Below are 14311 nucleotides of genomic sequence, written 5' to 3'. Positions count from 1 at the left end.
CGGCGACAGTGTCCCACCGCGTCGCCACACGGCGCCAGTCCTTCGAACGAGACGTGATCGGTCCTGATACTCGGCAAATAGTTTGGGAGCGCGACGATCTAAACTTGGCGAACCTCGAGCCCAAAATGAACATCGGATAGCAGGCCTGAAGTCAGTTGCATGTCGCAGCGAGGTCGGGAAGCAAAAACTCGTCGATAGCGCGTCGCCAAGACTCGGAATCAAGGTTACAGAACGACACTCTTGCATCGCCTTCCCGATCACGCAGCCCATCGACTTTGCTGGCAATAACCGTGCGCCCAGCGGCGAGCGCTTCGTCCAAGACCAATCCGTACGCTTCCCACCGCGACGGGATCGCGACGATATCGACCGCTTGATAGGCCTCTGCCGGATCCTCGGCGTGGCCACGAAACTCTATGCGCGGGTCACCCTCTGCCAACGCCTCAAGGTATGAACGCTGACTGCCTTCACCAAAGATCAACAAGCGCGCGCCCGGCGTTCGGATTGACCGAAAGCCCTGGATCAGGATGTCGAACCCTTTCTGCTGTTCCAGCCGCCCGATGGCACCAATTGTGGTCTTTGACTTGGGCGGCATCGTGTTGCTCGACAACTGCTCAAAATCAACGGTCGGAGGAATGACGCTTAGTTTTTCCGAAGCAGCCAGGCGTCGTTCCTTCATCCAGTCCGATTGCGCATGGCTGACCGCGACCACCTGATCGAAGAAGGAATAGATCACCCGCAGCATCGCAAAAAACCGACGTTTATAAAGGACATTCAGGGTGGTGAATGCCCGAGTGTAGCTGTGTTCGACATGTACCAGTCGAGTGTCCAGATGCATTGCGCGAAGCGCCGAGAACGCGGGTAGGCTTCTCCAGCTTGGTACGACGTGGGACACGATGACATCCGCATTCAGTTTGCCCCAAGAAAATGCGGTCCGTTTGACCTTCAACACCTTTTGCTCGACCGCGCCGGACAGATCTGACTGCGCCAAAAGATGGTCGAGCATCCGCATCACGCCGCCTGCTGTGGTGTCGTCTACCAGGTGGAGAATCTTTTTCTGTTCCATGATGACGCCTCTCTCAGATCGATTGTAGTTTGGATTTCATTTGTGCCACCCGGGTGATCGGGCCGGGTCCAAAAGTTTTCAACGCAAGGGCTGCGGCGAAAGTGCTGAACGATTTCATAGGTTCCTCAAGCACCGGACGGGGGCTTTCCTGGACGCTTCGCACAAACAACTCCCAAGCTTTGTCCCGATCGAGGTTGGTGATGGCCCGCCGCGCCAGATAGCGCAGCTGATAAGCGCGGGCCGAGGGTTCGTGCCGGGTGAAGAATTCAGGGTTCAGCGGGCGCAGCTTCGCGACCATCCGCTCCCACGCCTCTAGCTGACGATCCAAAGCGGCGGACAGACCGCCTGCGTTGATCCGGTAGTGGGTCAGCAGCCCCGGAACGCCTTCGATCTGCCAATCGGTCTTCAACATCAGCCGCATCCAGCATTCGATATCTTCGGACTGCCGGAAGGTCTCATCGAAGACCCAATCCCGCTCGGTTTCAAAGTTCGGGCGGTAGGCCAGAGCCTTTAGCACAGTCTTTCGAATAACGGCCGCCGATCCATTGCCGATTGGGTTGCGGTTCAGAACATGTGCTGCGGTCACATCCTTCAGGCGGGGTGCTTGTTTGATCCCCATCGCGCACCCCGCCTCGTCGATCAAGGCACTGCCGGAGTAACTAACACCCACATCCGGTTCGGCCTTGAGATGATGAATATGAGCCGCCAGCTTTTCGGGCATCCACAGATCGTCGACGTCGCAAAAACCGATGAACGCACCATGCGCAGCAGCGATGCCAGTATTTCTTGCCCCCGCCAGCCCACGATTGGCTTGCTGGACAAGTCGTACGCGTGGATCGCTTTGGTGCGCGCGCGCGATCTCGGCGGTTGCGTCCTGCGATCCATCGTCGACGATGATGAGTTCGTAATCGTCATAGGTTTGCGCCTGAAGTGAGGCGAGCGTTTCGGCCAAGGTTGCTTCGGCGTTGTAGGCGGGGACGACGATGGATGCTGTGGGCATGGTGATCTCCTTCAGAATTCTCATGAAAACAACGCGCGTTTGATCGCTTGCGGCAGGATCGGGGCCAGCGCGGCCCCTGCGACGGTAAGCAGTCCTCGGCGCAGGGGCAGCAGGAAACTGCGCGCATGCAGGCTCAAGCCGTTGCGTGTGTAGAACAGGGCCTGACTCTGATGCCCCAACCGCAGCGCCCGGCGTGCAAGATAGCGCTGATAGATGGCCTCGGATGACCGCGACGGGAACACGCCATATGATGCGGCTGTTTTGACCGCGTAGGCCCGCCCAGCGCGCATTGCGGCCAAATCCGACGATAAGCCCCGGGCGCTGGTGCGATACCAGACTTGGAACTGATTGACCCCTTCGATGGTGAACCCTTCGCCTGCGAGGCGGATCAACAGCTCCAAGTCTTCGTTATGCACCGTTCTCGTGTCTAACCCGCCAACGGCGTTGAAGACTTCACGACGTATCGAAAGATTGGACATGGTGCAGACCGGGTTCTCGGCCAACAGGTCCTGAATGGTCAGCGTTGCACTTGGAACGGTCGAGCGTGTCTGAGAATCTCCGGGCTGATCGGTGAAGAACCGGATTTGCCCAAAAACTGCATCTGTCAAAGACGGCTGAAAGGCTTCGTCTAGTTGCGCCAGCTTGTCCTTGTGCCACAGATCATCCGCGTCGCAGAACGCCAGTATGTCACCCTTGGCCAGTTCGGCCCCATAGTTGCGGGCAGCGCTTGGGCCATCGAAGGGGCTGCTGGCGACCCGGATACGGTGGTCTTGCGCGATGTGATCTAGCACGACGGACAGGCACGCGCTTGAGGGACGGTCGCCGACGCAGATCACCTCCCAATTCGTGAAGCTTTGCGTGCGAATGCTGGTCAGCGTGTCGGCAATTGTATCCGCATCGGTGTGAAACGGCACGATGACGGTAAAGCGGGTCATTGGAAGCCGAACCTTTCTGTTGATTTGTGATCCCGTGGCAACAGCACCCAAGAGGCGGTCAACATCAGGGCAGTACTGGTCAGCAGGTATCCGAACGCCACTGGCATCAGCCCGAACGGAGCCATGATCGCGGTGTTGAGGATCAATGCGAAAGCCAAAGCCGCGCTGACCCGCAGCTCAGTAATCGCGCGGTTCTCGGACCGTAGCCAGCCGGCCACGGCGGACCAGATGACGCTGGGTAATGCGGCAAGGCACAAGACCGAAACCACCGGTGAAATCTGTTGCCACTCGGCCCCCAGCAGCAGCGGCACATAGACCGGCGCAAGCGCGGCTTGCAGAAAAACCAACGGGCTCAGCACCAGGAGGGACGTGCCGAGCCCATGACGCAGCGCCTTGGTTTTATCCGGGGCTGCGCAAAGATGTGGGAAAAGAACGACTGAAAAGGCCTGCGTGAACGATGTCGCCAAGCCGAGCCCAGCGTTGAAAGCCATGAAGTAGATGCCAAGGCTCTCGGCCCCCAGCATCGCGCCGACGACAAGCTTGTCGGCTTGCAGACGCAGAACTTTGACGATCTCGACCCCCAGAACGGCCCAGCCGAACCCAACAAAGGGGCGAAGGGCGGCAAATCCTTGTTTGGTGTCCGACGCCCAAGGGCGGAGGCGGCGCATTAGGACCAGCCAGATCGGAGCAGCCAGCAAGCGGGGCAGCGCCAAAGCCAGCGGCGAGGCCCAGAGCAGCGCCAGTAGCGCCGCCATGACATTCGCACCAACCACCTGCCCTCCTGCAACCGCGGCAGTCTGTTGCAGCTTGCCCTCACGCATCGCAAGCGCGGCCTGCACCAGACCGGCGGGCATGAACAGGTACTCTCCGGCCAGAATGGCGAGCAGCAGCGCCAGCGTCTCGTGCCCTATCGCGTAGAGGAACGCAGCTATTGCCAGTTGCAGCGAAAACAGCGCCCCGCACCAAACCCAGAAAATACGACGCGCGGTGTTGCAGCGCTGTTCCAGCTCGGCCTGCGGGGCTTGGATGATCCTCTGCCCCACACCGTTCTCGGTCAGCGCCTTGAGGATATCCCCTGCGGCGAGGGCAGCAGCAGCCAGACCGATCGCCTCGGGGCTGAGGCTGCGGGCCACAACAACAACGACCACAAGACGCGAGGCTTTTGCCGCCACTTCGGACGCCGCATAGGCCAGCAAGTGCCGCAAGAAACCGGAATGTGCCAATCGCTGAGTCATGTCGCCAAAAGTCCAAAACACTGTTGGGATCAGTTTTAATTAGCCGCGACATCCCTGTCCCAAACGCGGGCGGACAGCAGGAAGAACCATCCGGCGAGCGACCTATCCGAATGGGATAAGCGGCAATCCCGATGCCGGTCTGACGCACATCAAGACACTGCTGTAGCTGTGGATGCAGTTCAGGAGAGTTCAAAATGACACGACATTTCAAAGTTTTGGTATTAGGAGCCGTCAGTGCGATTGCTCTGTCGGGTTGCAGCAGCATGAAGACCCCGCGCAACATCGAACCCGTCGCAAAAGGCGACAGCTATCAGGCGCAGTACCGTGCCCCCTCGCGGCGCCGGGCAAATGGACCCTTGCTGCAAGCGGAACATATGAACGGTCGCGCCTGTATGCCTCAGACCAGGGATCAGGGCGCAAGCGCCTTTGCCAAATGGTCTCAGCCCGTGCTTAGCGCTCTGCAGGGCGAAAAGCTTTCGCGCAATGACATGGTGCAGATCACCATCGACGGGGATGAGCTTCTCAGCGACACCTATGTTGTGTCCCGCGATGGCGATCTGAAGCTGCCCTACCTGCCGCCGGTGCGCGCGCAGGGCAGAACGACCGAGCAGGTGGAGCGGGATGTCGCCCGCGTTCTGGTGGCGGCGCAGTTCTACGACAACACCCCGCGTGTCACGGCGCGCATCCGCGATTTCGCCTCGGTCACTGTCGGCGTGAAAGGCGCAGTGTTCGAACCCCACTCGGTCGAGATCGGAGGCACTCCCGGCGACGCGCTGGATCGAAGGCGTCAGGGTGTGCTGGGGGCCTCGACCGAGGCGCGCAACTTATCAGTCGCCATTCGCGCCGCCGGAGGTGTGCGTCCGGATGCCGATCTGTCAGCGGTCGAACTGCACCGGCAAGGCAAGATCTATCGCATGGACTTGCGGGGCGTATTCGAAGGCTCGGACCCGACCGACATCATGCTGCTGACAGGGGATCAGATCGTGGTCAACAGCCGAGGGTGTTTTCAAGACGATCTGATGCGCCCCAGCCCGATCAGCCCGCCCGGCGTGACGCTGTACATGTCCAACCTGACGCAACCTGCCACAGGTAACGCAGAGTCGGCCATCGGACGCGACGTACGTGAAGTTCCTTATGGCACGCGCTACCTGCAGGCCGTAGTCGATACCAATTGCGTCGGCGGAGCCAAGACGACCAACGCCAATCGCAGTGCGGTCCTGTTCACCCGCAACCCGATGACCGGGAACTCGATCGTCATTGAACGCAATATCGAAAAGCTGCTGCGACGTGGGGATCGGGATGACTATGACCCCTATGTTCTGCCGGGTGATGCGATTGCCTGCTACGACAGCAAAGTGACCGGCTTGACCGAGGTCGCCCGCGCGGTTGGCGTAGTCGGCGCAGCGGCGCTGCTGGCCCCCTAAATCAATCCCGAGCGGGCGATGCTTTCGCCCGCTCCCAAGCGGTGGAGACTGCAGCGAGTTTGTCAGTGATGTCTTTGTGTTCCTTGGCGGCAGTCTCTACCGCAACTAACGCCTCTCGAAACTCTTCCGCGCCGAAGGTTGCCGCGCTGCCAGCCAATTTGTGACAAGCCTGAGCGATTTGGTTCAAATCTGACTGGTCAATGGCTCCGGTTACGAGCTGTTCAACGAACTCATCCCCTTCGGCAATGAACTTGCCACGCAGGCGGGCAAAAACCTCAGGCCCAAGGCTGTCTTTCAACTCCGCCAACGGATCCGGCTGCGCATTCTCCGAAATCTGTCCCTCGGCTCGGGTGACCACCGAAAGCGCCTTGCGCAGAGCATCAAACGAGATCGGCTTGCCAATGAAAGCGGTCATGCCAGCGGCACGAAAGGTTTCGACCGCGTCTGGCAGGACATTGGCCGACACCGCGATAATCGGTACATCTGCCGACTGCCCTTGACCGTTGCGAATGTGGCGTGCAGCGGTTGGTCCATCCATCACCGGCATGCTGATATCCATCAGGATCGCGTCGAACCTCTGACTGCTGGCCTTGTCGACGCCGACCTGCCCATTTTCCGCTGTCGTTACACTATGGCCGTCCAGCGCGAGCATGTTGCAGATGACGTCGAGGTTGATCTCGTTATCTTCGACCACCAACAAGTTCAGAGGGCGAACGGTCTTGGTATTGATCTGAGCAGCTTCTAGCAGTTGGTCGCGCGCCGACGGCTGCAACGGCACCCTCAGCCAGAAAACACTGCCTTCGCCCAAGGTGCTTTCCGCCCCGACCTCGCCCCCCATGGCCTGCGCGAACCTACGGGCAATTCCCAGGCCAAGCCCGGTTCCTCCGACCGTGCGACCGATAGAGGGATCGCTGGTGTAGAAGTCATCAAAAATGGCGTCGATCTCATCATCGGCGATGCCAACCCCGGTGTCGATCACACGCACTTCGTAGACATGTGCCTTACTCTGATCTGCCGGTTCAAATCTTTCGACCTCGATCGACACACGGCCATTTTCGGTAAACTTGATTGCATTACCGACAAGGTTCAACAGAATTTGCCGCAACCTTTGCGCATCAGTCGCGACATGCGGATAGGCTCCGCCCACCCATTGCCACGAGATTGAGTTGCCGCGCGAGGCCGCATTGCCGCTTTGACCATCCACCAGGTCCTGCAACATCGCGTTCAGGTCGGTTGGCTCGTGCGCGACTGACAGCTTGCCGGCCTCGAACCGAGCAATATCCAGCACCGCATCCACATGATTTTGCAGAACCTGGCCCGATATCTCCATGTTGCGGACAAACTGAGACTGCTGTTTGGTCGTGCGTGTATTCTTGAGAAGGGTGAGGTTGCCCAGCAGCCCGTTCAACGGGGTTCTGATCTCATGGCTCATTACAGTCAGAAAATCCGACTTGGCCTTTTCCCCGGCAAGGGCACGGTCGCGGGTCGAGACAAGCTCTTTCTGATCCGCAACGCTTTGTGAGATATCGCGGACGAAACCGATTACGATTTCCTCGTCCCCGGCCTGGGCGGATTGCAACGCGAGTTCGACGGGAAAGACCTCGCCAGTCTTGCGCATCGCCTCAAGCTGGACGCGACCCTTGCCAACGACGTGGCGGTCGCCTCCGCTCTGCATCCGCTCCATGCCTTCATCATGAGCTGCGCGTAGATGCGAAGGCACAATCAATTCACCGATCGAATGCCCTTTGGCCTCTGCTTCGGAATACCCGAAAATCGCTTGTGCAGCCGCGTTGAACTCCAGCACTGTGCCAGCGGCGTTCACCACGATCACGGCATCCAACGAGGTCGACAGGATCGTATTCATGCGCTGGTTTGCCTGCTGGATCGCCTGCCCCCGCCGATCAGATTTGCGGTTGACCACCAAGAGGTACGCGCTGACCGCGGTCAGCGTCAGAAACAACCCACCGGACAAAACGGCCAGTTGAAACAGGCTGAGCGCCGTTTCCTCACGGCGCTGATCCGACTGGCTCGCAAAGTACGAGATCGCAGAGACAGAAAGTTCTCGCACCTTTGGAGCGACACCCTGCGCGCCGTCATAGAGATCCGACAGCCCGGTTCTCAGCGCAGGGTCCCCAGCGTCAATTGTAGGCACCGAGGCCTCCAGATAGGCGGAGACGTCGTTCAGAGGTTCAGCGAATTTCGGGTCACTTCGCAGCGTTTCAAACAGACGCGATGTGTCCAGAATGTCGATACGGCTGTAAAAAAGATCGAAACGGCGACGGATAAGGTCCAAGTTTTCGAGGCTTAGCTCTGCATCCGAAACACCCGCCTCAAGCGCGTTGAGGTAGAACAAAAACTCGACCTCGACCTGCGTAAGCGTCCATTGCACGTTATCTGTCCGGGCTGACTGCCGGTCGCGCAGGTCGGATATCACCTTGACGGACAGCAATACGACCAAAGCTAGGGCACCAAGAACGGCGATGCCGATGAGCCCGAAAGCCCACCGGCGCCTCGAGTGGTTTTGGAAATTTCTTGTCAATGTCTGGCCCGTATCGCCCACTTCATGCCGTATTTTAACCCAATGCTATTTAACGATTTCCAACCTGTCGAGTTGCCAAATACTGCGAGAGTAAATCACCTCGGTCTGGTACTTGGTGTCACTGTCATAAGGATAAACAATCCATAGCGGACCTTTTTGTCGGCGGGACATCGCCTCCCCATCCATCTGATAGGCGACAATCGGGTCCTGTGCTGAGATCGACTCTACTGGGATCTCAACCGCGTAGTCATTTATCGCCGTTGCTCGGATCGTCGCGCCCTCTGCTCCGATCTGTTCCAGCAAGACAGAGAGGGGAACGCCGACAAAACTGGTCTCGCCTTCAGTCCAGATCGTCGAGGTTTCAAAGCTGCGCTGCGGTAGCGCCTGCAACATTTCCATATCGAACTGCGCTGCCCCGTCGGGTCCGGCCTTTGCGATGTTGCCTGAAATGGTCAGCACAACCTCACCTGCCGGGGTCGCCAAATCTTCGGCTTGCGCTGACGTCAGGCAAAATGTGAACACAGCTGAGAGGATCGCAAAAAACAGACGCATAATAGTCTCCATTTCTTTGGCCTTAAGAAACCAGAAAGAGGTCCGTCGCGACAGATGGGCAAGGGGATACGCACCTATCCGAACGGATAGGTGCCTCGGTCTCATGCGGCGACAGACAGGAGGTTCATGCGCTGACGCAACATGGATTTGAACCCGTCCCGCAACTCGGCTCGTTGCAACGCAAAGACGGTGGTTGCCTCAAGATATCCGGCGACCGACCCACAATCGAAGCGCTCTCCCTGAAAGGCAAAGCCGTTGCATCCGGTCCTTTCGATATCGGATGCGATCGCATCGGTCAGTTGGATTTCATTGCCCGCGCCGGGTGCCAATCCGTTCAGCTGATCGAAAATCGAAGGGTGAAGAAGATATCGCCCGACGATGCCAAACTCGGATGGGGCCTGATCGGCGGAGGGTTTTTCGACCAACCCTTTCAGATGTTGCACCTGCCCTCTCCTTTGCTCGATATCGACCACGCCGTAGGCACTGATCCGGTTGGATGGAACCTCTTCGGTCGCGATCATGTGTCTGCCTTCAAAGTTCTGGACCATTTGCGCCAGGACCGGGCGCTGCGCATGGATCACATCATCCGGCAAGATCACGGCAAAGGGTTTATCACCCACGATGTCACGCGCCAGAGAGACTGCGTGGCCCAGACCGCGCGGGCTGTCTTGTTGGATAAAACTGTATGCCTCATCCTCAAGATTTGTGCGGCGCAAACGGTTCAGCAGGGTGGTTTTGCCGCCATCCTTCAGTTTGCGCTCCAGCCCCGGGTTGCGCCCAAAATAAGTCTCCAGCGCGGATTGGCCGGTTGAGGTGATAAAGATGAATTCATCAATCCCGGCGGCGCGGGCCTCGTCCACTGCATATTGGATCAAGGGGCGATCGATGAGTGGCAGCATCTCCTTGGTTACAGATTTGGTGGCGGGCAGAAACCTTGTGCCTAGACCTGCGACCGGGAAAACAGCTTTGCGAATACGTGTCATTTCAATGCTCCTAGGATTGATCAGTAAGCGCCTCTGCCCGACACGACGGCACGTGCGGTCAATGCGATGAGGAAGAGGTTCAGAAGGGGCGAGCGGGAGCGGACATAGGCCTTATCCAGCTCAATCATGCGGTCAAAGCCGATGCCCGCGCGGCCCGAAACTTGCCAGAGGCCGGTGATACCGGGACGCACCTGAAGGCGCTCCAGCGCTTGTTCAGGATAGGCGGCAACCTCTTCGGGCAAGGCCGGGCGCGGGCCGACCAGCGACATATCCCCTTTTAGCACGTTGAAGATTTGCGGCAGTTCATCCAGCGAGCACCGGCGCAGAACTTTCCCGACACGGGTGATGCGTGGATCATTTTTGGCTTTGAAGCACACGCCCTCACGATCCGAATGGGTGAGCAGATCCGCACGCCGCGCTTCGGCGTCCTGCGTCATCGAGCGGAACTTGTACATTGTGAAAGGCACCCCGTTTCGACCGATACGTGTCTGTCGAAAAAAGGCGGGGCCGCGACTGTCCAATCGCACCAATGCGGCGATTGCGGCCATGGGCAGGGCCAGAAGAGACAGCGCGACCACTGCCAAAGTGAGGTCCAGCAGGCGACATGCTGAGACCTTGCGAACAGAATTGTGGACGGCACGCCCCAGGAATTCGAAATTACCCATTAGATATCTGCGGGCCATGCGACGTGGCTCCAACGCCAATCGCCATGCCCACTCCATCCGGAAGCGCCGAACAATGCGCGGTGCCCGGCGCACGTTGCCAGCCAGGAAATCAAACAAAGCACCCACGCCCAGTGCGATGCGAGGGTCTAGCCGGTGGCGGTTCTGCGTAATCCACAACTCCTGTAGCGGAACACCCATCGCGACCAACAGGATGTCGGCGCCGGACTGGTTGATATCGTCGATCGCCTCATCAACCCGCGTTGCACCTTCATAACCATCGCGCGTACCAGCCACGGCCAAATCGGGGATTATTTGCTGCAACCGTGCCGCCGCTGCCTGAGCTGTTCCGGGACGTCCCCCCAAAAGGTAGACCGACTGCCCAAGACGCGCAGCGCGTTTCAGCAGTTTGGGCACAAAGTCCGTACCGTTCAGGTTCTCGGCCAACTGGACACCTTGCAACTTTGCCGCGACCTCTACCCCAATTCCGTCCGGAAGGATCATATCTGCCCGGGCCAATGCTGCTCGATAGGTATGGTTACGGGCCCGTATGTTTGCGCAATGTGCGTTCAGAAAAAATACCGTCCGGCGCGTCCCATCCAGCAGTTTTGAGATCACCTGTCCGGATTGGGCATTCACAATTGGCAAACCCAAAATCTCGGTCTTTTCCAGCGTTGGTATGGGTGTTGGCCGCGCGCCTTTGTACATATCTTGGACTGACAGGAACTGCATGGAACTCTCCGATCAACGATGACAATCTCTTGCTTCAGACTGCCAATGAGACCCTGCAACCGATAGGCGAGCATCCGGAGAGGGATCGGAGAATAGGTCTATTCAAACGACACCGCAGCACATAGCGTGGTGAAAACGGCCCGCTGACCTATCCGATTGGATATTCACCTGTCCGTCAGGCAGGCTTCATGCCATGGGTTCAATGATTTATTAACGCCTTTGGGTGTGGTTGGGGGCAGACGGAGATTTGAGATGAAAGTTCTTATTGCTGACGACCACGAGCTTATTTTGGACACGCTCGTAGCCTTTATAGATGCCGCGGGCGGGATCGAGGTTGAGACCGCGCCGGATTTCCCAGCCGCGAAAACTCTGATTGAGAACGACGGAGCCTTTGATCTGGTCCTTCTGGACCTGAACATGCCCGGAATGAACGGGTTGAGCGGGCTTGAAACCTGCATCGCTTTGGACGGTGCCCAGCATGTGGCCTTGTTTACCGGCGACACCTCGCGCGATCTGGCGCAACGCGCGCTGGAACTTGGCGCCGCCGGTTTCGTCCCAAAGACTCTACCTGCCAAATCCCTGGTTAACGCGATCCGCTTTATGGCGATGGGCGAGCAATACCTTCCTGCGGGTTTCATGAACGCAGAGCAGCCAGAAGACTCCCACCCCATGGCTCAAAAACTCACAGAGCGAGAGCGGCAAGTTCTCAAAGGGCTGACTGAGGGCAAATCCAACAAGGAAATCGCCCGTGATCTGGACCTGTCAGAGCCGACGATCAAACTGCATATGAAGACTTTGTACCGCAAAGTTGGTGTCAGCAATCGAACGCAGGCTGCCCTGGCCGCGCGCGAAGCTGGGTTGTTCTAGGCCTCACTATCCGAACGGATAGGGGGGTACTCCCAATCCCCTTGCCCCCTAGCCCGCCGAGCGCATGATCAGCGACCAGATGCGGTGTATCACCCTTGCAAGAAAGGGTTTTTCCATGCTGCAACAGATTTCGAACTCCTCTGATTCCACACGCGACATGCAATTTCTGCATTGGGTGCGCATTTCCCGATCCAATTTTAGAACGCTGGGGTGGCGTCGCATCGCAAAGGGTGGGCGCCTTAGCGATCTAGGCCGCCTGCCCCGTTACATGGCATTATACCTGCTTGGGGCGAGTTGCATCTGGGCCCCCATCAGCGGCTATTTGGCGACCGCGCCTGTCAAATACACCTCTCACGCATCACTGATCCTGCCAGGATCTGGCGCTTCCGCATCGGTCAATCTGGCCAATATCGGTCAGGCATCCTCATATGCGAATTCTGCCTTTGCCAACGGGTCGATCAGCCCGACCGAGACGTATAAACGTTTGTTGTCGGCCGATCGCATCCTCGATGCGGCAGCCAAGGCGGTAGAGGCTGACCGAGATGCGTTTGGCAAGCCGCGGGTTCAACTGGTCGATCAAACCAGCCTGATCCATATCGAGCTTCAAGCGGCCTCTCCGGCTGACGCTCAGCAAAATGGTGACGCCCTAGTGGCGGCTTTTTTCGCCGAAATTGACGCCCTGCGCGCTGATGAAATTGCCACCCGTGAGGCCAGCAATACGGGCGCGATCGAAGACTACACGCGCTCAATTCAGGCCACACGGGCCGAAATCAAACAGCTGCAGTCGCAAAGCGGCCTAGTATCAGTCGCGCAATACCAAGAGCAGGTCGCTGCAAATGACCGTGCAAAGCAGGAGTTGCGTACGCAGGAGAGTGAGCTGGCACGCCAATCGGAACGTGTAGCCGCGCTTCAAGTCGCGTTGGATCTGCCCTCTGATGCAGCGGCGGCAACGCTGAAACTCTATGCTGATGCGCAGTACCTATCGTTGCTTGAGGACGTGTCGGTGGGGGCTGCAAAGCTGGCGCAAGCTGACGCGACCTATGGATCGCGCCATCCGATCTACGTGAATGCCCAAAACGACTATGAAGGGGCGCGTTCGGTTGCGTTACAACGCGCGTCGCAGGTGACGGGCTTGACGGCCGAGCAGCTCGGTGGACTGGATCGCGCGCCGGAAGGGCAACGGGCGCAGTTGCTCAGCGAGTTGGTGCGCGAGGATGCCTTGCGTGCGGGATTGGAAGAACATGTCGCGACGCTGCGCACACAAGTTCGTCTGGAAACTCTGCGCTTGTCAGACCTCGCCCCCATCGCCGCTGAGTTGGAGGACCGGCAGAGAGATTTCGCAGTGGCGGAAGCCGTGTTCGCCTCTGCCATCGCTCGGTCCGAGTCGAAAAAAACCGATGTCTACGCCTCCTACCCGTTGATCCAAATGTTGGAAAACCCGTCGCTTCCGACCCGCCCGTCTGCACCGAACAAGAAGATCTCGATTGCCGCCGGGATCGCCGCAAGCTTTATGCTGCTGATGGGTTTGGTGCTGGCATGGGTCCGAAACCCGCTGATCTCAAAGCTGCTAAAAGACCAGAAAGAGGCCGTTGTTTAATGCATGTGGCCCCTCAAACCCCGTCCGAAAAAATCATCTGGTACACGCTGATTTGGACATGGCCGTTCTACGGGCTTGGTGCGCTCTATGTTGTCGGTCCGGTGCTGGGTTGGATGTTGGCTGCGATGGCCGGGTTGTCGCTTTATCTCGGCCCGGCGATCCGCTTGGATATGCGTGCAACGGGCCCTGTACCCACCGTGGTCTGGGTCTGGAGCGTTGGCATGCTGGCGATGCTGGTCTCACTGTGGGCAGGCCACGCGGATTGGAGCCTCGGCACCGTCAAAACGATCAAGTCGAGCATCGGATGGGCCAAGGGTTGGGCGCTGATCCCGTTGTTCATCCTTGCCGGATCAGTCTTGCCCATCCGGCGTGAGATTCTGGTCAGAGGACAATGCGTGTTGGGCCTTTGGACCTTGTGCCTTCTGCCGTTGCTAATGGTCGCTCCCTATGCCGGTCTGCCGCATCTGCTGTTTACGTCTCCGTTGAAAGCGGTTGGCGGCCCGGGGCCTGAGTATTTCTCGGTCTACCTGTACACAATCGACCCGGCCAGCGGCACGCCGCGTTGGCAGTTCTTTGCGCCTTGGTCTCCATTCGCAGCTTTGCTGGGTGTCTGCATGGTCCTGTTTTCCCACGAAGAAAAGCACCGCAGCTGGAAGGTCATCGGTTTGACTGCCGGAGTTCTGATGATCCTTTTGTCGAAGTCCCGCATGGGCTTGGTCGGG

11 protein-coding genes and 1 pseudogene are annotated in these 14311 nt (G+C 58.4%); 4 read left to right on the top strand and 8 right to left on the bottom strand.

Annotated elements, in window-relative coordinates:
• Positions 1 to 151: 151 nt before the first annotated feature.
• From ACR0JF_RS13850 to ACR0JF_RS13835, 4 genes are read right to left on the bottom strand one after another with little or no spacing between them, the layout of a single operon-like run.
• Complete coding sequence (locus ACR0JF_RS13850; protein WP_170747611.1) at positions 152 to 1063, bottom strand: glycosyltransferase family 4 protein; 912 nt, start codon at positions 1061 to 1063, stop codon at positions 152 to 154.
• 13 nt (positions 1064 to 1076) lie between these two features.
• Positions 1077 to 2063, bottom strand: coding sequence for a glycosyltransferase family 2 protein (locus ACR0JF_RS13845; protein WP_170747610.1), 987 nt, complete (start codon positions 2061 to 2063; stop codon positions 1077 to 1079).
• Positions 2064 to 2083: 20 nt separating this feature from the next.
• The gene (locus ACR0JF_RS13840) at positions 2084 to 2998 is read right to left on the bottom strand and encodes a glycosyltransferase family 2 protein (RefSeq protein WP_170471327.1); all 915 of its coding nucleotides are present in this window, start codon (positions 2996 to 2998) and stop codon (positions 2084 to 2086) included.
• Positions 2995 to 4233, bottom strand: coding sequence for an oligosaccharide flippase family protein (locus ACR0JF_RS13835; protein ID WP_170663336.1), 1239 nt, complete (start codon positions 4231 to 4233; stop codon positions 2995 to 2997). The genes ACR0JF_RS13840 and ACR0JF_RS13835 overlap by 4 nt, the downstream gene beginning before the upstream one ends.
• A 194-nt stretch (positions 4234 to 4427) precedes the next feature.
• Here ACR0JF_RS13835 and ACR0JF_RS13830 point away from each other — a divergent pair, with 194 nt between their 5' ends.
• The gene (locus ACR0JF_RS13830; protein WP_170663338.1) at positions 4428 to 5657 is read left to right on the top strand and encodes a polysaccharide biosynthesis/export family protein; all 1230 of its coding nucleotides are present in this window, start codon (positions 4428 to 4430) and stop codon (positions 5655 to 5657) included.
• Between the two features lies 1 nt (position 5658).
• Here ACR0JF_RS13830 and ACR0JF_RS13825 read toward each other — a convergent pair whose 3' ends face one another.
• From ACR0JF_RS13825 to ACR0JF_RS13810, 4 genes are all read right to left on the bottom strand, one after another.
• A complete protein-coding gene (locus ACR0JF_RS13825) occupies positions 5659 to 8046 on the bottom strand; it encodes an ATP-binding protein (RefSeq protein WP_170663340.1) in 2388 nt (795 codons plus the stop codon).
• A 195-nt stretch (positions 8047 to 8241) separates the two neighbouring features.
• Positions 8242 to 8748, bottom strand: coding sequence for a putative pterin-binding protein (locus ACR0JF_RS13820; protein ID WP_170663342.1), 507 nt, complete (start codon positions 8746 to 8748; stop codon positions 8242 to 8244).
• Between the two features lie 101 nt (positions 8749 to 8849).
• Entirely contained in the window at positions 8850 to 9731 is an 882-nt protein-coding gene (locus ACR0JF_RS13815; RefSeq protein ID WP_170663344.1) for a UTP--glucose-1-phosphate uridylyltransferase, read from the bottom strand.
• A 20-nt stretch (positions 9732 to 9751) separates the two neighbouring features.
• Entirely contained in the window at positions 9752 to 11125 is a 1374-nt protein-coding gene (locus ACR0JF_RS13810; RefSeq protein ID WP_480669516.1) for a sugar transferase, read from the bottom strand.
• 252 nt (positions 11126 to 11377) lie between these two features.
• Between ACR0JF_RS13810 and ACR0JF_RS13805 the strand changes: the two genes are divergently transcribed.
• From ACR0JF_RS13805 to ACR0JF_RS13795, 3 genes and pseudogenes are all read left to right on the top strand, one after another.
• The gene (locus ACR0JF_RS13805; RefSeq protein ID WP_170663346.1) at positions 11378 to 11992 is read left to right on the top strand and encodes a response regulator transcription factor; all 615 of its coding nucleotides are present in this window, start codon (positions 11378 to 11380) and stop codon (positions 11990 to 11992) included.
• Positions 11993 to 12260: 268 nt separating this feature from the next.
• On the top strand, positions 12261 to 13589 hold the full coding sequence (locus ACR0JF_RS13800) for a GumC domain-containing protein (protein ID WP_480669515.1): 1329 nt from the start codon (positions 12261 to 12263) through the stop codon (positions 13587 to 13589).
• Positions 13589 to 14311 (top strand): annotated as a pseudogene (locus ACR0JF_RS13795) (O-antigen ligase domain-containing protein); the annotation flags it as partial. The gene ACR0JF_RS13800 and the pseudogene ACR0JF_RS13795, both read left to right, overlap by 1 nt.

This window comes from Ruegeria sp. BG11, assembly GCF_056538565.1.
Note: the sequence above shows the minus strand (reverse complement) of the source record. Positions and strands in the feature narration are given on the sequence as shown.

Bases quoted from the DNA above. Each gene is read 5' to 3' on its own strand.
- ACR0JF_RS13830 (WP_170663338.1), top strand. From the start codon at position 4,428: ATGACACGACATTTCAAAGTTTTGGTATTAGGAGCCGTCAGTGCGATT.
- ACR0JF_RS13810 (WP_480669516.1), bottom strand. From the start codon at position 11,125: ATGCAGTTCCTGTCAGTCCAAGATATGTACAAAGGCGCGCGGCCAACA.
- ACR0JF_RS13840 (WP_170471327.1), bottom strand. From the start codon at position 2,998: ATGACCCGCTTTACCGTCATCGTGCCGTTTCACACCGATGCGGATACA.
- ACR0JF_RS13820 (WP_170663342.1), bottom strand. From the start codon at position 8,748: ATGCGTCTGTTTTTTGCGATCCTCTCAGCTGTGTTCACATTTTGCCTG.
- ACR0JF_RS13805 (WP_170663346.1), top strand. From the start codon at position 11,378: ATGAAAGTTCTTATTGCTGACGACCACGAGCTTATTTTGGACACGCTC.
- ACR0JF_RS13845 (WP_170747610.1), bottom strand. From the start codon at position 2,063: ATGCCCACAGCATCCATCGTCGTCCCCGCCTACAACGCCGAAGCAACC.
- ACR0JF_RS13800 (WP_480669515.1), top strand. From the start codon at position 12,261: ATGGCATTATACCTGCTTGGGGCGAGTTGCATCTGGGCCCCCATCAGC.
- ACR0JF_RS13835 (WP_170663336.1), bottom strand. From the start codon at position 4,233: ATGACTCAGCGATTGGCACATTCCGGTTTCTTGCGGCACTTGCTGGCC.
- ACR0JF_RS13815 (WP_170663344.1), bottom strand. From the start codon at position 9,731: ATGACACGTATTCGCAAAGCTGTTTTCCCGGTCGCAGGTCTAGGCACA.
- ACR0JF_RS13850 (WP_170747611.1), bottom strand. From the start codon at position 1,063: ATGGAACAGAAAAAGATTCTCCACCTGGTAGACGACACCACAGCAGGC.